The organism is Geodermatophilus telluris, assembly GCF_900102745.1.
Classification (GTDB): Bacteria; Actinomycetota; Actinomycetes; order Mycobacteriales; family Geodermatophilaceae; genus Geodermatophilus; species Geodermatophilus telluris.
In genome coordinates this window covers 283762-300296 of the sequence record NZ_FMZF01000003.1, presented here as the reverse complement: position 1 = coordinate 300296, position 16535 = coordinate 283762, and the positions used below count along the sequence as shown (strand labels likewise).

The window sequence follows — 16535 nt, the reverse complement described above, 5'->3', positions numbered from 1 at the left end:
CCCTGCACGGGGGCCGCTAACCCAGCAGGTCGACGTCCTCGCCGGGGCTCCCGGCCAGGTTGCGGAAGATGGTCTCCAGGCTCCTCCGCAGGTGCTCGGTGAGGGCGGCGGCGGCGCCGTCGGCGTCCCCGGCCAGCAGCGCGTCGCAGACCGCCAGGTGCTCGCCGACGGACACCTCGACCCGCTGCGGGTCCAGGTGCGAGAGGTTGCGCAGCCGCGCGGTGTGCGGCCGCAGCTCGGCGATGGTGCGCCGCAGGTGCTCGTTGCGGGTCGCGCGGACCACCGCCCAGTCGAAGCGGTCGGCCAGCTCGTAGAACGACCGGGACCGCGCCGTCGACGGCGCCTGGTCCAGCGTGCCCGCGAACGCGTCGCGCATCGCGGCGAACTCCCGGTGCAGGCCGGGATCGGCGCTCGCCGCCTCGGTGGCCTGCCGGACGGCGGCCGGTTCGAGCAGCGTGCGGAACTCGAAGAGGTCGCGGACGCTGCGGGCCGAGACCCGCGAGACCCGGGCGCCCTGGCGGGGCGCCAGGTCGACCAGGCCCTCGGCGGCCAGCCGGCGCAGCGCCTCGCGGACCGGGGTCCGCGAGGCGCCGGTGCGCTCGACCAGCCACAGCTCCGACAGGGACGCCCCCGGTGCCAGCTCGCCCAGCTCGATCTCCTCCTTGAGCTGGGCGTGGACCTGGTCGGCCTTGCTGGGGGCCAGGTCGGTCACCGCGCACCCTGGGCGTCGAGGGGCACACCGGTCTCGGCGCCCAGCCGACGCAGGTCGGCCAGCGACTCGGTCGCCAGCTGCACGCCGCCGGCGGCCAGGTTCGCCGCCTCGGCCCGGTCCTCGACCTCGCCTGGGTAGAAGACCTCGTCGAACCCCTGCGCCAGTGGCACGTCCTTCACCTCGTCGATCAGTCGCTGGACCCGGGCGTCGTAGTCTGCCCGGTCGCCGAGGGCCGACGGGTCGATCGCGAGGAACAGGTGCCCGGCGCGGCTACGCGCCTCCGGCTCGTACGGTCCGTGCACCTCGGTGCCCACGCCGCTGCCGGTGAGCGCGCCGGAGAGCACGTCCACGAGGAACGTGATCGCGTAGCCCTTGTGCCCGGCCATGGGCAGGACGACGCCGAGCAGCCCTTGCGCGGGATCGGTGGTCGGGGCGCCGTCGGCGGTGAGCGCCCAGTCGTCCGGGATCGGCTCGCCGCGGTTGCGGGCCAGGTAGATCTTGCCGCGGGCCACCGCGGTGTTCGCGATGTCGACGGCGACCACCCGGCCGCCCGGCGCCGGTGCCGCGATCGACCAGGGGTTGGTCCCCAGCCGCTTCTCCCGCCCGCCCCAGGGGGCCATGGCCGGACTCGCGTTGGTGGTGAGGACGGCGACGACGCCGTCGTGCGCGGCGCGGCGGGTGAACCACATCGCCGTCCCGAAGTGGTTGGAGTCCCGGACGGCCACCGCGCCGATGCCGTGGGTCCGGGCCCGCTCGACCGCCAGCACACGGGCCCGCTCGGTGAGGACCTGGCCGATCCCGTCGCGGCCGTCGAGCAGCACCAGAGGGCCGGTGTCGACCAGCACCACGGGGGCGGTGACCGGCGTCATCGCGCCGCTGCGCAGGCGGGCGGCGTACCAGGGCAGCCGCAGCACGCCGTGCGAGGCGTGCCCCCACAGGTCGGCCTGGACCAGGCTGTCGGCCACGAGTGCGGCGTCCGCGGCCGGCACGCCGAGGCTCTCGAGCACCTGGCTGCCGAAGGTCCGCAGCGCGTCCGGCGAGTACCGCTCCTCGATCACCGTGTCCCTCTTCCGCTCGTCCGGCAGGTCTTGTATACAGTTTGGCATACAAGTTGGGACGACGGGAGGACGGCGCGTGTTCAGCCTGGTGGTGCAGATGGAGGTCCGGCCCGGCCGGCGCGAGGAGTTCCTCGCCGGCATGGCGGCCAACGCCGAGTCCTCGGTGCGGGACGAGCCGGGCTGTCTGCGGTTCGACGTCTGCTCCGTGGCGGGCGACGAGAACCGCTTCCTCCTCTACGAGCTCTACACCGACGCCGAGGCGTTCGCCGCGCACAAGGCGTCGCCGCACTTCGCGCGGTGGCGCACCGTCGCCGAGCAGGTCGTCGCGCACCAGGTCAACACCCCCGGGTCGCTGCTGGTCACCCACACCGCCGAGGAGTCCGCGTGACCACCCAGCCGCCCACCCAGCCGCAGGCGCCGTCGATGGTCCTGCGGCCGGAGGAGATCGAGCGCTTCGACCGCGGCAACGGCGTCGTCACCATCCCGTTCGTCGGGAGGTGGAACTGCGAGGGCAACCGGGTCACCACCGGGATGACCGTCTTCTCGCCGGGCACCGGGATCCCGCTGCACTCGCACAACGTCGAGGAGACCGTCCTCGTCCACGCGGGCGAGGCCACCGCGGTCGTCGGCGACGACGAGTTCGACCTCGTCGCCGGCCAGGCGACCTGGGTGCCGGCCGGGGTCCCGCACTGCTTCCGGAACCGGGGCGAGGGCTCGATGACCATCTACTGGGTCTACGGCGGCCGCGACGTCACCCGGACGATCACGGCCACGGGCGAGACCGTCGAGCACCTGTCGGACAGCGACCGGGGGGCGAGCAGGACGTGAGCGCCGTCGTCACGTTGAACCCGGTACCCCCGCGCTCCTACCGCCTCGGCGTGATGCTCGGCGACGGCATCGGCCCGGAGATCGTGCCCGCCGCCGTGCGCGTGGTCGACGCCGCCCTGGCCGCCGTCGGCAGCGCGTCGGCCGACTGGCAGGAGCTCCCCCTGGGCGCCTCGGCCATCGAGCAGCACGGCAGCGCCATCCCGCCCGCCACGCTGGAGGCGCTGGCCGGGCTGGACGGCTGGCTGCTCGGCCCGCACGACAGCGCCGCGTACCCGGAGCCCTTCCGGTCGCAGCTGAACCCGAGCGGGGCCATCCGCAAGCACTTCGACCTCTACGCCAACGTCCGCCCGGCCCGCGGTCTCGGCGGCGGGACGGCGATCGCGCCCGACACCGACCTGGTGGTGGTCCGCGAGAACACCGAGGGCTTCTACGCCGACCGCAACACCCACGCCGGCACCGGTGAGTACATGCCGACGCCGGACGTCGCCGTCTGCATGGGGGTGTTCACCCGGCCCGCGGTCGAGCGGATCGCGCGGGCGGCCTTCGAGCTGGCGCGGCGCCGCCGCCGCAGGGTGACCATCGTGCACAAGGCCAACGTGCTGCAGCTGAGCTCGGGGTTGTTCAAGCGGGTGTGCCTGGAGGTGGCCGAGGGCTATCCGGACGTCGCCGTCGACGACGTCCACATCGACGCGATGACCGTGCACCTGCTGCGCCGGGCGCACGACTTCGACGTCGTCGTCGCGGAGAACATGTTCGGCGACATCCTGTCCGACCTGGCCGGCGAACTGGCCGGCTCGTTGGGCATCGCACCGTCCGTCAACGCCTCCGACGACCGCTGCATGGCCCAGGCCGCGCACGGGTCCGCGCCCGACATCGCCGGACGGGGGTTGGCCAACCCGGTCGCGATGATCCTGTCGGCGGGCATGCTGCTCGACTGGCTGGGCCGGCGGCACGGCGACGAGCGGGCCCTCGACGCCGCGGCGCGCGTGGAGGAGGGCGTCCGCGCCGCTGTCAGCGACGGCGTGTGCACCCGTGACCTGGGCGGCACCGCCTCGACCGGGGAGTTCGCCGCGGCCGTGGTGGACCGGGTCGCCGGACGCTAGGCGCCGGTGCCGCCGTCCACCGCCAGCCGGCGGGCGGCGGCCCCGGCGAGGGCCAGCGCCCCGGCGGTCGCCCACAGCACCCCGGCCGAGCCGACGCCGGCGGCCATGAGGCCGACGGTGCTGGGCACGAGGACCTGACCCAGCCGGTTGCCGGTCAGCCGCAGCGACATCGCCCGGCCGCGCAGGCCCGCGGGTGCGACCTCGGCCAGCCAGGACATGGTCAGGGGCTGCCCGACCCCCAGGCCCAGCCCCAGCAGGACGACGAGGACCACGAGGGCCGGCCCGGGCACCGGTGCCGCCACGGCCGCCATGGACGCGGCCGACAGCAGCACGCTGGTGAGCATGAGCCGCCGGCGACCCAGCAGCGCCACGAGCCGGCCGAGGAAGAACCGCGACGTCATCGACGCGCCGGCGCGCACGGTGAGCAGCAGGCCGACGAACCCCGCGGCCAGCCCGCGGTCGGCGCCGAGCGCGGGCAGGTAGACCAGCGTGATGTCGACGGCGGCCAGCACGATGCAGCTCACCGTCAGGGCCCGCAGCAGGCCGGGCAGGCGCAGCAGGGTGCTCATGCCGCCGCGCTCGGCGGTGCCCGCGGCGGCGGCGCGGGCCGGCAGCCGGAGGACCGCGGTGCAGGCCAGCAGCGCGACGGCCACGCCGACCGCGACGAGGAAGACCGGCCGGGTGTCGGGCAGGGTGCCCGAGCCACCGACGGCCGTGATGAGCGCCGGTCCCAGCGCCTGGCCGAGGGACGCGGCGAACGTGTAGTGGCCGAAGGCGGTGTCGAAGCGGCCGGGACCGGCGGTGTTGGCCACCGCGGCCTGCTGGCCGACCACCGACAGCAGGTGCCCGGTGCCGAGCACCACGCTGGCCGCGACCAGCCCGGCCGCACCGCCGCGTCCCGTGGTGAACAGCAGCGCGGACGCCAGCACGAGGACCGCACCGGCGAGCAGCACCCGCCGCTCGCCGAAGCGGTCGGTGGCCTGTCCCGAGGGCACGGCCAGCAGCAGCGGGACGACGGCGAAGGAGGCGGTCAGCGCGCCCAGCCAGGCCGCGGGGACGTCGAGCTCGAGGGCGCGGTAGGCCGAGGCCGGCCGGAGCACGAAGGTCACCACCTGCGTGAGCGCGGAGTGCGCCAGCAGCAGCGCCAGCGCGCGGCGGCCGCCGGCGCTCACCGCCGTCCCCCGTGGCCGGCCCACCCGTGCTGCTCGGCGGCGAGCCGGTCGGCCGAGCGGGCACCGAGGCTGGTCTCGACGTGCGCGCGCATGATCGCGGTGGCCGCCCCGGCGTCCCGGTCGGAGACCGCGTCGAGCAGCGCACGGTGCTCTGCGGCGCGCTGCTCGACCTCCTCGTCGCTGCGTCCGGCCGCGAGCGCGTGCCGGCGGTAGCGGTCGGTCTTGTCCCACAGCCCGTCGAGCGCCTCGACGAGCAGCGCGTTGTGCGAGGCGCGGTAGACCGCCGCGTGGAACGCGCGGTGGCCGTCGAGCTGGGCGGGGGACGCACCGGCGTGCAGGGCGGTGAGCGAGCCCAGTGCCGCGCGCATCCGCGCCAGGTCCTCGGCCGTGCGGCGCTGCGCGGCCAGACCGGCGGCCAGCGGGTCCAGGCTCGCGCGCACCTCCAGCAGGTCGCGCGCCTCGGCGGCGTCCAGCGGGGCGACCCGGGCGTCGCGGTGCGCGTCCAGCTCCACCAGGCCCTGCTGCTGGAGCAGGCGCAGCGCCTCCCGCAGCGGCGTGGTGCTCACCCCCAGCTCGCGGGCGAGGACGGCCTGGTTGAGGACCGACCCGGGCGCCAGCTCTCCGGACAGCACCATCGCCCGCACGCGGGCGTACGCCCGCTGGCTCTTGGTCGCGAGCCCCTCCTCACCGGTTGGCACAGCGGCCTCCTTGCATCGTCGACCCGCCCCGTGAGCTGCGTCTTCGGCTGGGCACTGGCCATCTCTGTCCCCGAGCTTATAACCTCGGGTCCCGGATGAGGGGGAGGCCGTGTTCAGTCAGGTGGTGCGGGTCCGGGTCCGGGCGGGACGCCGGGAGGAGTTCCTCGCCGGCGTCACGGCCACCGCGGAGGCGGCGGTGCGCGACGAGCCGGGCTGCCTGCGCGTCGAGGTGTGCGAGGTGGCGGGCGAGCCCGACGCCTTCGTCGTCTCCGGGCTCTACGCCGACGACGCGGCGTTCGCCGCACACGGGCACACGCCGCACGCCGCCGCCTGGCAGCGGGTCGCCGAGCGGACGGTGGTGCCCGGCAGCGAGGTCGGCACGGCCGGCCGGGTGCTGGTCGGCCACTGCGTCGGGGCGTGGGCGGAGGCGCTCCCGGAGGCGCACGACGACGAGGAGGAGCAGCGATGAGCCGGGCCACGACCGACCTCTGCGACGAGCACCCGGAGGCGCAGGTGTGCGACGCGGGCTTCACGGCCTTCGGCGGCCGCCCGGGGTTCAGCGGGACGATCCGCACGCTGAAGGTGTTCGAGGACAACACGCTGGTCCGCGACGCGGTCGGGCAGCCGGGCGAGGGGAGGGTGCTCGTCGTCGACGGCGGCGGGTCGCTGCGCTGCGCGCTCCTCGGCGGCAACCTCGCCGTCGCGGCCGCGGAGAACGGCTGGGCCGGCGTGGTGGTCAACGGAGCGGTGCGGGACGCCGACGAGATCGACGCCCAGCCGATCGGCGTCCGGGCGCTGGGCACCCACCCGCGGCGCAGCGTGAAGGGTCTGCACTCCGGCCAGGCGGGACTGCCGGTGGTCTTCGCCGGCGTGGTCTTCCGCGAGGGCGAGTGGCTGTGCGCCGACCGGGACGGGATCGTCGTGCTGCCCGCCGCGCCGGCCGAGGGGGTCAGCGGCTGACCGACCCGGTGGGGGTCGCCTCGGGGACGTCGGGGGTCAGCTCGTCGTCGCGCGGCGGGCCCTTCCACTCCACGAGCAGCAGCGTGGCGTCGTCGCTGGTGCGGCCGCTGCGGGCCGCCATCAGCGCGTGGGAGAGCCGGCGCACCGTCTCGGGCGCGGCCAGCCCCTCCCGGGCCGTCTGCTCGAGCAGCTCCCGCAGCCTGGCCTCGCCGAACTGCTCGCCGCCCTCCAGCCGCTCCTCGACCACGCCGTCGGTGAGGAACAGCACCCGGTCGCCGGGCTCGAGCGCGACGGTGTGCACCTCGGGGTCCTCGCCGCCGAAGCCGATCGGCCGGCTGGCGCGGCCGGTCAGCTCCCCGACCACGCGGCAGCCGCGCACCCACAGCGCCGGGGGGTGGCCGGCGTTGACCCAGCACAGCTGCCCGGTCTCGGTGTCCAGGCGGGCGACCTGCCCGGTGGCGAAGCGGCCGGGGAAGGTCTGCCCGACCACCTGGTCCATCTCCCGGTAGACCTCAGCCAGGGTCAGGTCGCGCCGCCGCCCGTGCCGGTAGCCGGCCAGCACGAGGGTGGCCATGGCGGCGGCGGTCAGGCCGTGGCCCATCGCGTCGAAGACGGCCACGTGCAGCACGTGGTCGTCGAGCGCGTGGTCGAAGCTGTCGCCGCCCACCTCGTAGGCCGGCTCCAGGATGCCGGAGAGGTCGACGTCCGGGGTGGTCATCGACAGCGGCGGGAGGCTCTGCCACTGCAGCTGCGCGGCCAGCGTCATCGGCTGCCGCGTGCGCACCCGGGCGAAGGTGTCGGTGTAGGCGTTCTTCGTCACCAGCAGGTCGGCGACCAGCCCGGCGGCGCGCTGGGCCAGCCGGCGGTCGGCGTCGGTGGGCCGCCGCAGCAGCAGGGACAGCACGCCGACCCGGTCGGAGCCGTCGAGCACCGGCAGGTGCAGCCGGACCGCGCCGTCGCCGAGGGGCTCGTCGACCGCCTCGTCGGTGGCGAAGGCCGTGCCGGCCGGGCTGTCGGCGATGGGCACCGGCTCGCCGGACAGCCCCGCGCCGGTCAGCGGGTGCAGCTCGACCTGGTCGACGTCCTGCAGGAGGACCGCGACCTCCTCGACCCCCGCGCGCCGCAGCTCCTGCGCGACGAGCGGGCCGACCAGTCGCGGCGGGATCAGGTGGGCCCGGTCGAGCAGGGTGCCCAGGAGTCGCTCGCCGACGCTCTCGACCGCCGGGGCCCGGCCCTCCCTGTCGCGGAAGGCGCGGTGCGCGCTGTCCGGGTCGCCCGGCACCTGGCTGCCATGCGCCTCCGGCGTGGGCGTCAAACGCGGGAGCGCCGCCGCAGGCGGGGCAGCCGCCGCCGGCCCGGGACGGGCACGGGGCCGGGCGGCTCGTCGCCCGGTTCCCCGGCGGCCGCGGCGGCGTGCCGCTCGTGCAGCCGGGCGCGGACGTCGTCGGGCGTGTAGGCGCGCCGCTGCCGCTCCCCGCGGACCAGCACCGCGCCGGTGGCCGCGACGCCGGCGACCCCGGCCAGGCCGAGCAGCTTCCAGGCGTTCTTGGGGAGGTGCACGGTCGCCTACCGTAGCCGCGTGACCCCGCTCCGCGCGCTGCCGCTCGACGAGGCGGTCGACCTCACCCGCACCGGCGACGTCTGGGTGTTCCGCGGCGCCTCGCTCGCCGACCGCGCGATCCGGGCGGTGACCAACGCGCCGGTCAACCACGTCGGCATGGCCGTCGTCCTGGAGGACCTGCCGCCGCTGCTCTGGCACGCCGAGCTCGGCCGCTCGCTGCCCGACGCGTGGACCGGCCGGCACCAGCGCGGCGTCCAGCTGCACGACCTGCGCGACGCCGTCCTCACCTGGCGGCGGCGCCACGGGCAGCGCGCCTGGCTGCGGCAGCTGGTCGGCCCGGCCGACGACGGCGGCGTGACCCGCGACATGGTGTAAGGACCCCCCTGCCCCCCGCCACTCGCAAGCTCGCGGCGGGACCCTGCAGGGGGGCCGATCGGCTGGGTGCGCGGCCGGCTGCGGCGCGGGACGGCGGCCGAGACGGTGTTCTGCGCCGAGCTGGTGGCGACCACCTACACCGCGATGGGGCTGCTGCCGCCCGACCGGCCGCGCAACTCCTACGACCCGGGCAGCTTCTGGTCCGGCGACGACCTGCGGCTGCTGCAGGGCGCCCGGCTGGGCGACGAGATCCCGGTCGACGTGCCCTCGGGCGGGTATCAGGACAGGACCGTCGGTCCTCCGGAGTAGGCACGACCTGCACCACACCGGCGTTGAACAGGGCACGGGGGAACCGCCCAGGAGGCACGTCATGAGCACCGTCGTCCCCTTCCCGAGACACCGCACCGCCCCCGACGGGCGCTCCGACGTCGCCGCCGACCTGCTCGCCGTCGCCTGGGCCCCCGGCGCCGCGCCGCCCCGCGAGATCCGGGTCCGGCCCGAGCTGTACGCCCGGCTGGTCGCCCAGGTCGGCCCGGCCGTGGCCCGGCTGCACGGGGTGCCGGTCGCCGTCGACCCGGCGCTGCCCGACGTCCCCGGCTTCGAGGTGCTGCGGGTGCGGCCGGGCCGCGGGTACGCCGCAGCCGCCTGAGGCTCAGGCGGCCGGCACGGGCTCGGGGGCGCCGAGCCGGACGACGGTGTCGCCGGGCTGCTCGAGCGCGTCGTCGTGGGTCACGCAGACGACCACCCGGCCGGCCAGCGCGCGGCGCAGGTCGCGCACCAGCGCCGCCGCGGTGGGCGGGTCGAGGTGCGCGGTGGGCTCGTCGAGCAGCACCACGTCCCGGTCGGCCAGCAGGGCGCGGGCCGCGGCCAGCCGCCGCCGCTCGCCGCCCGACAGCGCGGTGCCGCCGGCGCCGACGGGGGTGTCGAGGCCCCCGGGCAGCCCGGCCAGCAGCGGGCCCAGGCCGGCGGCGGTGAGCGCCGCGGACATCCGCGCCTCGCCGTCGGGGCCGGCCAGCTGCCCGCGCGGCGCGGCCAGCGCCAGGTTGGCGCGGATCGTCGAGGCGAACACGTGCGCGTCCTGCGGCAGCCACGCCGTCCGCGACCGGACGGCGTCCCCGGTCAACCGGGCGGTGTCCACGCCGGCGAGGTCGTAGCGGCCCGCCCGCGGGCGCAGCGCCGCCAGCAGCACGGCCAGCAGCGTCGACTTGCCGGCGCCCGACGGGCCGCGGACGACCAGCCAGCCGCCGTCCGCCCGTGCCTCCGCCGACAGCCCGCGCAGCACGTCGGGACCGCCCGGCCAGCCCGCGGTCAGGTCGGTGACGGCGAGGTCGCGCACCGCGGCGGGGGCGGGCAGCGGGCCGGCGGGCTCGGCCGGCACGGGCGCGGTGAGGACGGTGTCGAGGCGGGCGCGGGCGTCGGCCAGCGCGCCGCGCCGCTGCAGCGCGGCGACCATGCCGGTGAGTGGCTCGGCGAGGGCCAGCGGGGCGAGGCCGAGCACGGCGACCTCGGGCCCGGCCAGGCCGCCGGCCGCGCCGACGGCGGTGGCCAGCACCGCGGCCAGCCCGGTGCCGAGGACGACCAGCCCGGTGCCCAGCGCGCCGGCCCGGGCGCCGGTCACGGCCACGCCCGCGCGCCGGCCGGCGACGGCGGTGAGGTCGGCGGCGGTGGCGGCGGCCAGGCCGTGCGCCCGCAGGTCGGCCGCGCCCTCGAGCGCGGTGGTCACGTCGCGCAGCGCGGCCACCCGCAGCGCGCCCTCCTCGCGGGCGGCGCCGGCGTCGACCCGCCGGTGCACGAGCAGCACCAGGGCGGCGGTGCCGGCGAGGACCAGCGCGACCGCACCCGCGGCGGCGGGCTGCAGCAGCGCGAGCGCGGCCACGGTGAGGGCCGGCACGGTCGCCGCGACCAGCGCCGGCGGGACCACCCGCACCGAGAGGTCCTGCACCAGGCCGACGTCACCGACCACGCGGGCCAGCGCGCTGCCCGGCATCCGGTCGGCGGCCACGCCCTGGGCGGCCAGCGCGCGCCACACCCGGACCCGCAGGTCGGCGGCCGCGCGCAGGGCGGCGTCGTGGGCGGCGAGCCGCTCGACCCAGCGCAGCCCGGCACGGCCCAGCCCGAACGCCCGGACGCCGACGATCGCGACCAGCAGGGTGAGCACCGGCGGCATCTCCGCGGCCCGCACGATCAGCCAGCCGCTGACCGCGGTGAGCGCGACGCCCGCCCCGGCCGAGGCGGTGCCCGCCGCGACCGCCCGGGCCAGCGCCCGCCGCGGCCACCCCAGCCCGCCCGTCGCCGTCGCGGGAGCCGTCGCGGGAGCCGAGCTCGCCGTCGTCCCGCCGGTGTCCGCGAGATCTGCACAGTGGCGGTCCTCGGGCGCTGATGGCGACCACTGTGCAGATCTCGCGGGGGCCGGGGCGGGGGCCGGCGCCGGGGTGCCCGGGAGGTCGACGGTGCGGTCGGCGAGCGCGGCCAGCGCCGGGTCGTGGGTGACCAGCAGGACGGTGACCGTGCCGCGCAGGTCGGCGAGGACGGCGGCCACGCGGGCGGCGGAGTCCGCGTCGAGGTGGGCGGTGGGCTCGTCGAGCAGCAGCAGCCGGGCGCCGCGGCGCACCCGCACCAGCGCCCGCGCCACCGCCACGCGCTGCAGCTCGCCGGGGGAGAGCGTGGTGCAGTCGCGCCCGGCCAGCGCGCCCGCGCCGACGCGTGCCAGGGCCTCGACGACGGCGTCACCGGCCTCCCCGCCGGCGTGCCGGCGCAGCTCGTCGGCGACCGTGCGCCCCGTCGTCCGCGGGTGCTGCGGCACCAGCGCGACCGCGCCGGCGGGGACGCCGGTGACCGTGCCGGCGACGTCGGCGGCCGGGTCGAGCGCACCGGTGAGCGCGGCGATCAGCGTCGACTTGCCCGAGCCGCTGGCGCCGCGCAGCACGACGAGCTCACCGGGCCGCAGCGCCAGGTCCACCGGCGGCAGCGCGGGCAGCGCCCGGCCGGGGTGGCGCACGGTCAGCCCGGTGACGACGACGCCGGCGCCGCGCGGGTCGTCGTCGACCCCGGCGGCCACCGGGGAGCGGCCGTCGGGGGCGGCGAGCACGGCCCGCGCCTCGGCCGCGGCCAGGGCGGCGGCCTCGTTCGCGTGGTGCGCCGCGCCCAGGGCCCGCAGCGGGGCGAACGCCTCGGGCGCGAGCAGCAGCGCGGTGAGGCCGGTGGCCAGCGCGAGGTCGCCGTGCACCAGCCGCAGGCCCACGGTGACCGCGACCAGCGCCACCGACAGCGTGGCCACCAGCTCGAGCACCAGCGCCGAGACGAACGCCAGCCGCAGCACCGCCAGCGTGCGCCGCCGGGAGACCTCGCCGAGCTCGGCGAGCGCGGCCACCTGGTCGGCGGCGCGGCCCAGGCCCACGAGCACCGGCAGGCCGCGCACCAGCTCGGCGACGTGCGCGGCGAGCCGGTCCAGCGCCCGGGCGGCGTCGGTGGTGCCGTCGCGGGTGGCCAGCCCGACCAGCGCCAGGAACAGCGGCACCAGCGGGAGGGTGACCGCGACCAGCCCGGCCGAGAGCAGGTCGGTGGCCGCCAGGACGACGAGCAGCACCGGCGGGACGACGAGCGCCTGCGCCAGCGCCGGGAGGTAGCCGGCCAGGCCCGGGGCGAGGTCGGCCAGCCGGGTGGTGGCCAGCACCGCGGCGGGAGCGGGACCGCCGGCCGCGGCGACGGCGGCGGGGGAGGCGGCCAGCCGGCCCAGCAGCGCGCGGCGCAGCGCGTCCTCGGCGCGGCGGGCGTCGCGGGTGGCGGCGAGCTCGCCGAGGGTGCCGGCCAGCGCCCGCAGCGCGGCCCCGCCGGCGGCGAGGGCCAGCGGGGGCAGCAGCGCGCCGTCGGCCGCGCCGGCGGCCCGGGCGACGGCGTGCGCGAGGCCGGCCGCCAGCAGCACCAGCCCCGCCGTCTGCCCCAGGGCGGCGAGCGCCGCCCGGGCCAGCGCGCCGGGCAGGCCCGGGACGCCGGCCAGCGGCCCGAGCGGACCCCGTGGGGTCACGCCGCCACCGTCTCGTGCCCGGGCTCGGCGGTGAGCCGCCGGCGGAACACCCAGTAGGTCCAGGCCTGGTAGGCCAGCACCACGGGCAGGCCCACGGCGGCCACCCAGGTCATCACGGTGAGCGTGTAGTCGCTGACCGAGGCCTCGGTGATCGTGACGTCGAACGCCGGGGAGACCGTCGAGGGCACCACCACCGGGTAGGCCGCGCCGAACAGCGTGGCCGCCGAGGCCAGCAGCACGGTGGCCCAGCCGGCGAAGGCCTGCCCCTCGCGGTCCAGGCGCACCCGGGTCCAGGTGACGACGACGGCCAGCGCGGCCACCAGCCACAGCACGCCGGTGACCAGCGTGCCCGAGCGCAGGTGCACCAGACCCGCCCAGGCCAGCAGCGGCAGCGCACCCACCGGCGACCAGCGCAGCGCGAACGCCCGCGCCCGCAGCCGCAGCGGGCCGTCGGTCTTCAGCGCGAGGAACAGCGCCCCGTGCACCAGCGAGTAGGCCACGACGGCGGCCGCGCCGAGCACCGACGACCAGCCGAGGCCGGCGAACGCCCCGCCCACCCGGGTGCCGTCGCCGTCGATGGGCAGGCCGAGCGTGGTGGCGCCCAGCGCCGCGCCGACGCCGGCCGCGGCCACCAGCGAGCCGCCGGTGATGACACGGGTCCAGGTCGCGTCCCAGCGCGGGTCGTGCGACTGGTGCCGCCACTCGAAGGCCACCGCCCGCACGATCAGGCCGAGCAGCACCACGACGAAGGGCAGGTACAGCGCCGGCAGCCAGGTGGCGTACCAGCCGGGGAAGGCGGCGAACACCGCGCCCGCGGCGGTGATCAGCCAGACCTCGTTGCCGTCCCAGACCGGGCCGATGGTGCGCAGCATGAGGTGGCGGTCCGCCGTGCCCTGCCGTCCACGCCGGCCGAGCACCGGCAGCAGCGCCGCGACGCCGAAGTCGAAGCCCTCCAGCAGCAGGAAGCCGGTCCACAGCACCGCGACGGCGGCGAACCACAGGGTCTGCAGGTCCATGGTCGGGAGCTCCTAGTAGGCGAAGGAGAGGACGTCGTCGTCGGCGCGGTCGTCGTCGGGACGCTGGTCGTCGTCCCGCCGCGAGGAGCCCACGGCCGGTGGCGTGGCGGTGGCGTCGCCGGTGGTGACGCCCCGGCGGACCAGCCGGGTGAGCAGGAACAGCTCGACGACGGCGAGCGCGCCGTAGAGCAGGCCGAGGCTGACCAGCGACGTCCACACCTCGGCGGCGCTGATGCCGGGGGAGACCGCCTGGGCGGTGAAGAACCACACCTGCTCGTCGACCGGGACGTCGGGGTTGGGGTACACGACGAAGGGCTGGCGGCCCATCTCGGTGAACACCCACCCGGCCGCGTTGGCCACGAACGGCGCGCCGACGGCGAGCAGCGAGCCGTGGACGCCGATCCGCGACGTCGGCACCCGGCCGCGGCGGGTGGCCCACAGGGCGTAGGCCGCGACACCGGCCGAGACGCCGCCCATGCCGATCATGAGCCGGAAGCTCCAGTAGGTGGCCGCGAGCACCGGGGTGTAGTCGATCTCCTGGCCGGCGCGGTCGCCGAAGGACGGGTCGTCGGGGTAGGTCTCGCCGTAGACGGCGGCGTACTCCTCCTGCAGCTCCTCGACGCCCGGGACGGGGGAGGAGAAGTCCCAGTGCGCGAGGAAGGACAGCAGGCCCGGGACGGTCCAGCTGTGCACGTCGTCGCACTCGTTGCTGCCGAGCTTGGCCCAGGCGAAGACGGAGAGCGGCGCCGGCGCCTCGGTCTCGCAGAGCGCCTCGGCGGAGCTCATCTTCAGCGGCTGCTGGTGGTACATGAGCTTGCCCTGCCAGTCGCCGGTGGCGGCGACGAGGACGAAGGCGGCCAGCGAGACGAACCCGCCGAGCCGGACCGAGCGGCGCCACACCGCGTGGTCCACGTCGGTGTCCGGCGCCGCGGCCAGCTTCCGCCGCCGCAGGTGCCACAGGCCGACGCCCACCAGCAGGGCGCCGGCGACCATGAGCGCGGCGACGATCGCGTGGCTGAAGGCGGCCAGCGCCGTGTTGTTCGTCAGGACCGCCAGGAAGTCGACCTGCACGGGGCGGCCGTCCGCGCCGACGGCGACGCCGACCGGGTGCTGCATCCACGAGTTGGCCGCGATGATGAAGTACGCGCTGACGATCGAGCCGACGACGGCGGCCCACAGCGCCGCGAGGTGCAGCTTCTTCGGGATCCGGCCCCAGCCGAAGATCCACAGGCCGAGGAAGGTGGACTCGAGGAAGAAGGCCAGCAGCGCCTCGAGCGCCAGCAGCGAGCCGAAGACGTCGCCGACGAAGCGCGAGTACTCGCTCCAGGCGAGGCCGAACTGGAACTCCTGCACCAGGCCGGTGGCCACCCCGAGCACGAAGTTGACCAGGTAGACCTTGCCCCAGAACCGGGTCATCCGGAGCCACTCGGGCCTGCCGGTGCGCACCCACATCGTGTGCATGACCGCGACCAGGAGCCCCAGCCCGATGGTCAGCGGGACCATCAGGAAGTGGTAGACGGTCGTGATGCCGAACTGCCAGCGGGCGATGTCCAGGACGTCCACGGCACCTGCTCCTCACTGTCGGGAGCCGCCCGACGCCTCCTTTCTACGCTGCGTAGAACGACTTCTCTACGTCTCGTAGAACGCGCGGGAGTGAGGTGCGCGACACCGTCCGTGCGCCGGTCGCGGACCCCGTTCTACGCTGGGTAGAACCCGACCGACTGGAGGAACCGTGGCCTCGCTGGGCGACCTCGAGCGCACCGTCATGGACCGGCTGTGGGCCGCCGACGGGCCGGTCGCGGCGGCCGGGCTGCGCGACGCGCTGGCCGACCGCGGGCTGGCGCTGACCACCGTGCACACCGTGCTCTCCCGGCTGGAGGCCAAGGGCTTCGTCGAGCACGACGACGCCCGCCCGCGCCGGTTCCGGCCGACGGCGACCCGCGAGCAGCACGCCGCCGAGCTCATGCACGAGGTGCTCGGCCGCTCCGGCGACCGGCAGGCGGTGCTGGCGCGCTTCGTCGGCGGCGTGGACCCCGAGGAGGCGCGGCTGCTGCGGCAGCTGCTCGAGGAGACGGCGCCGGACCCCCGCTGACGTGCTGCCCGCGACCGCCGCGGCGCTGGCGGTGCTCGCCGCGCTGCTGGCCTGGCCGGTGCCCGCGTGGCTCGGCCGGGCGCGCTGGCCGCGCCGCGACCCGCTCGTGGCCCTCATCTGCTGGCAGGCGATCGGGCTGGCCGGCGGCCTGTCGATCGTCGGCGCGCTGCTCGTGCACGGGCTGGCGCCCTGGGGGCACTCGCTGCCCGAGGCCGGCTGGGCGGTGCTGACCGGGCGGTCGGCGGACGACCCGGTCCGCGGCGACCACTGGGTGGCGCTCACCCTGGCCGCCGTCCTCACCGCCGAGCTGCTCGGCGTCCTGGCGCTGTCGTGGGTGCGCACCGCGCGCACCCGCCGCCGGCACCGCGACCTGCTCGAGCTGGTCGTGCAGCCCTCGCCGGCCGCGCCCGACGCCCGGCTGCTCGAGCACCCCGCGCCGGTGGCGTTCTGCATCCCCGGCGCCCGCCCGCTGCTGGTGCTCTCCTCGGGCATGGTCGCCGAGCTCGACGACGACCAGCTGGCCGCCGTCGTCGCGCACGAGCGGGCCCACCTCGCCGAGCACCACCACCTCTACCTGCTGCCGTTCGTGGCGTGGGAGGCGGCGCTGCCCGTGCTGCCCGCGGCCGCCCGCGCGCACGCCGCCGTCCGCGAGCTGGTGGAGATGCGCGCCGACGACCGGGCACTGGCCGGACTCGGCGGACCCGACCCGCGGCGCACGCTGGCCCAGGCGATCGTCGTGGCCGCCGGGGGAGCGGGCGGCGGGGTGCCCGAGGGCGCGCTCGCGGTGGCCGGCAGCGCGGTGGGCGCCCGCGTCGTCCGGCTGGTCACCCCACCGCCGCCGCTGCCGGCCACCGCCCGCGCCCTGGCCCTCGCCTGCGCCGGCCTGCTGCTCCTCGTCCCGACCGCCCTGCTCCTCCTCCCCGCCCTGTGAGCGCG

General features: G+C 77.1%; 19 protein-coding genes. 10 read left to right on the top strand and 9 right to left on the bottom strand.

Features of this window, described 5'->3' with window-relative positions; translation table 11 throughout:
- Positions 1-16 precede the first annotated feature (16 nt).
- Both BLQ97_RS11925 and BLQ97_RS11920 read right to left on the bottom strand, forming a co-directional pair.
- Positions 17-712 carry a GntR family transcriptional regulator gene (locus tag BLQ97_RS11925; RefSeq protein ID WP_217637162.1) on the bottom strand — a complete coding sequence of 232 codons (696 nt, stop codon included), beginning with the start codon at positions 710-712 and terminating at the stop codon, positions 17-19.
- Positions 709-1770: an Ldh family oxidoreductase gene (locus BLQ97_RS11920; RefSeq protein WP_217637161.1), complete on the bottom strand. Its 1062-nt coding sequence runs from the start codon at positions 1768-1770 to the stop codon at positions 709-711. Before BLQ97_RS11920 ends, BLQ97_RS11925 begins: the two co-directional genes overlap by 4 nt.
- Positions 1771-1846: 76 nt before the next feature.
- Between BLQ97_RS11920 and BLQ97_RS11915 the strand changes: the two genes are divergently transcribed.
- Genes BLQ97_RS11915 through BLQ97_RS11905 form a run of 3 tightly spaced genes read left to right on the top strand, consistent with a single transcriptional unit; the run spans position 1847 to position 3701 of the window.
- Positions 1847-2158, top strand: coding sequence for a putative quinol monooxygenase (locus BLQ97_RS11915; RefSeq protein ID WP_091366082.1), 312 nt, complete (start codon positions 1847-1849; stop codon positions 2156-2158).
- Positions 2155-2598 carry a cupin domain-containing protein gene (locus BLQ97_RS11910; protein ID WP_091366081.1) on the top strand — a complete coding sequence of 148 codons (444 nt, stop codon included), beginning with the start codon at positions 2155-2157 and terminating at the stop codon, positions 2596-2598. Before BLQ97_RS11915 ends, BLQ97_RS11910 begins: the two co-directional genes overlap by 4 nt.
- Complete coding sequence (locus tag BLQ97_RS11905; protein ID WP_245692100.1) at positions 2595-3701, top strand: isocitrate/isopropylmalate dehydrogenase family protein; 1107 nt, start codon at positions 2595-2597, stop codon at positions 3699-3701. The genes BLQ97_RS11910 and BLQ97_RS11905 overlap by 4 nt, the downstream gene beginning before the upstream one ends.
- Here BLQ97_RS11905 and BLQ97_RS11900 read toward each other — a convergent pair.
- Both BLQ97_RS11900 and BLQ97_RS11895 read right to left on the bottom strand, forming a co-directional pair.
- Positions 3698-4873 (bottom strand): MFS transporter, encoded by a 1176-nt coding sequence (locus BLQ97_RS11900; protein WP_091366080.1) that lies wholly within the window; start codon positions 4871-4873, stop codon positions 3698-3700. The two genes, BLQ97_RS11905 and BLQ97_RS11900, sit on opposite strands and share 4 nt — an antisense overlap.
- Positions 4870-5571, bottom strand: a complete 702-nt coding sequence (locus BLQ97_RS11895; protein ID WP_245692098.1) for a GntR family transcriptional regulator — start codon at positions 5569-5571, stop codon at positions 4870-4872. The genes BLQ97_RS11900 and BLQ97_RS11895 overlap by 4 nt, the downstream gene beginning before the upstream one ends.
- Before the next feature lie 109 nt (positions 5572-5680).
- Between BLQ97_RS11895 and BLQ97_RS11890 the strand changes: the two genes are divergently transcribed.
- Together BLQ97_RS11890 and rraA are read left to right on the top strand one after the other, a co-directional pair.
- Positions 5681-6040 (top strand): putative quinol monooxygenase, encoded by a 360-nt coding sequence (locus BLQ97_RS11890; RefSeq protein ID WP_091366079.1) that lies wholly within the window; start codon positions 5681-5683, stop codon positions 6038-6040.
- On the top strand, positions 6037-6531 hold the full coding sequence (gene rraA, locus BLQ97_RS11885; RefSeq protein ID WP_091366078.1) for a ribonuclease E activity regulator RraA: 495 nt from the start codon (positions 6037-6039) through the stop codon (positions 6529-6531). Before BLQ97_RS11890 ends, rraA begins: the two co-directional genes overlap by 4 nt.
- On the opposite strand, the gene BLQ97_RS11880 is transcribed toward rraA, so the two are convergent.
- Positions 6521-7813, bottom strand: coding sequence for a PP2C family protein-serine/threonine phosphatase (locus BLQ97_RS11880; RefSeq protein ID WP_091366077.1), 1293 nt, complete (start codon positions 7811-7813; stop codon positions 6521-6523). The genes rraA and BLQ97_RS11880 overlap by 11 nt on opposite strands.
- A 29-nt stretch (positions 7814-7842) precedes the next feature.
- Positions 7843-8091 (bottom strand): hypothetical protein, encoded by a 249-nt coding sequence (locus BLQ97_RS11875; protein WP_091366076.1) that lies wholly within the window; start codon positions 8089-8091, stop codon positions 7843-7845.
- Between the two features lie 19 nt (positions 8092-8110).
- Between BLQ97_RS11875 and BLQ97_RS23900 the strand changes: the two genes are divergently transcribed.
- The 3 genes from BLQ97_RS23900 (at position 8111) to BLQ97_RS11865 (ending at position 9116) form a co-directional block, all read left to right on the top strand.
- The gene (locus BLQ97_RS23900) at positions 8111-8467 is read left to right on the top strand and encodes a hypothetical protein (RefSeq protein WP_245692097.1); all 357 of its coding nucleotides are present in this window, start codon (positions 8111-8113) and stop codon (positions 8465-8467) included.
- 66 nt (positions 8468-8533) lie between these two features.
- Positions 8534-8776: a hypothetical protein gene (locus BLQ97_RS23895; protein ID WP_245692095.1), complete on the top strand. Its 243-nt coding sequence runs from the start codon at positions 8534-8536 to the stop codon at positions 8774-8776.
- Positions 8777-8837: 61 nt separating this feature from the next.
- The gene (locus BLQ97_RS11865; protein WP_091366075.1) at positions 8838-9116 is read left to right on the top strand and encodes a hypothetical protein; all 279 of its coding nucleotides are present in this window, start codon (positions 8838-8840) and stop codon (positions 9114-9116) included.
- Between the two features lie 3 nt (positions 9117-9119).
- Here BLQ97_RS11865 and cydC read toward each other — a convergent pair whose 3' ends face one another.
- The 3 genes from cydC to BLQ97_RS11850 are packed head-to-tail and all read right to left on the bottom strand — an operon-like array spanning position 9120 to position 15070.
- Positions 9120-12491, bottom strand: coding sequence for a thiol reductant ABC exporter subunit CydC (cydC, locus tag BLQ97_RS11860; RefSeq protein ID WP_091366074.1), 3372 nt, complete (start codon positions 12489-12491; stop codon positions 9120-9122).
- The gene (gene cydB, locus BLQ97_RS11855; RefSeq protein ID WP_091366073.1) at positions 12488-13507 is read right to left on the bottom strand and encodes a cytochrome d ubiquinol oxidase subunit II; all 1020 of its coding nucleotides are present in this window, start codon (positions 13505-13507) and stop codon (positions 12488-12490) included. Before cydB ends, cydC begins: the two co-directional genes overlap by 4 nt.
- 12 nt (positions 13508-13519) lie before the next feature.
- Positions 13520-15070: a cytochrome ubiquinol oxidase subunit I gene (locus BLQ97_RS11850; RefSeq protein ID WP_091366072.1), complete on the bottom strand. Its 1551-nt coding sequence runs from the start codon at positions 15068-15070 to the stop codon at positions 13520-13522.
- A 169-nt stretch (positions 15071-15239) separates the two neighbouring features.
- On the opposite strand from BLQ97_RS11850, the gene BLQ97_RS11845 reads away from it, so the two are divergent.
- Together BLQ97_RS11845 and BLQ97_RS11840 are read left to right on the top strand one after the other, a co-directional pair.
- Entirely contained in the window at positions 15240-15599 is a 360-nt protein-coding gene (locus BLQ97_RS11845; protein ID WP_091366071.1) for a BlaI/MecI/CopY family transcriptional regulator, read from the top strand.
- A 1-nt stretch (position 15600) separates the two neighbouring features.
- On the top strand, positions 15601-16530 hold the full coding sequence (locus BLQ97_RS11840) for a M56 family metallopeptidase (RefSeq protein ID WP_091366070.1): 930 nt from the start codon (positions 15601-15603) through the stop codon (positions 16528-16530).
- The last annotated feature ends 5 nt before the right edge of the window (positions 16531-16535 follow it).

Excerpts from the sequence above, each read along its gene's own strand:
- rraA (WP_091366078.1), top strand. The coding sequence starts at position 6,037 with ATGAGCCGGGCCACGACCGACCTCTGCGACGAGCACCCGGAGGCGCAG.
- BLQ97_RS11865 (WP_091366075.1), top strand. The coding sequence starts at position 8,838 with ATGAGCACCGTCGTCCCCTTCCCGAGACACCGCACCGCCCCCGACGGG.
- cydB (WP_091366073.1), bottom strand. The coding sequence starts at position 13,507 with ATGGACCTGCAGACCCTGTGGTTCGCCGCCGTCGCGGTGCTGTGGACC.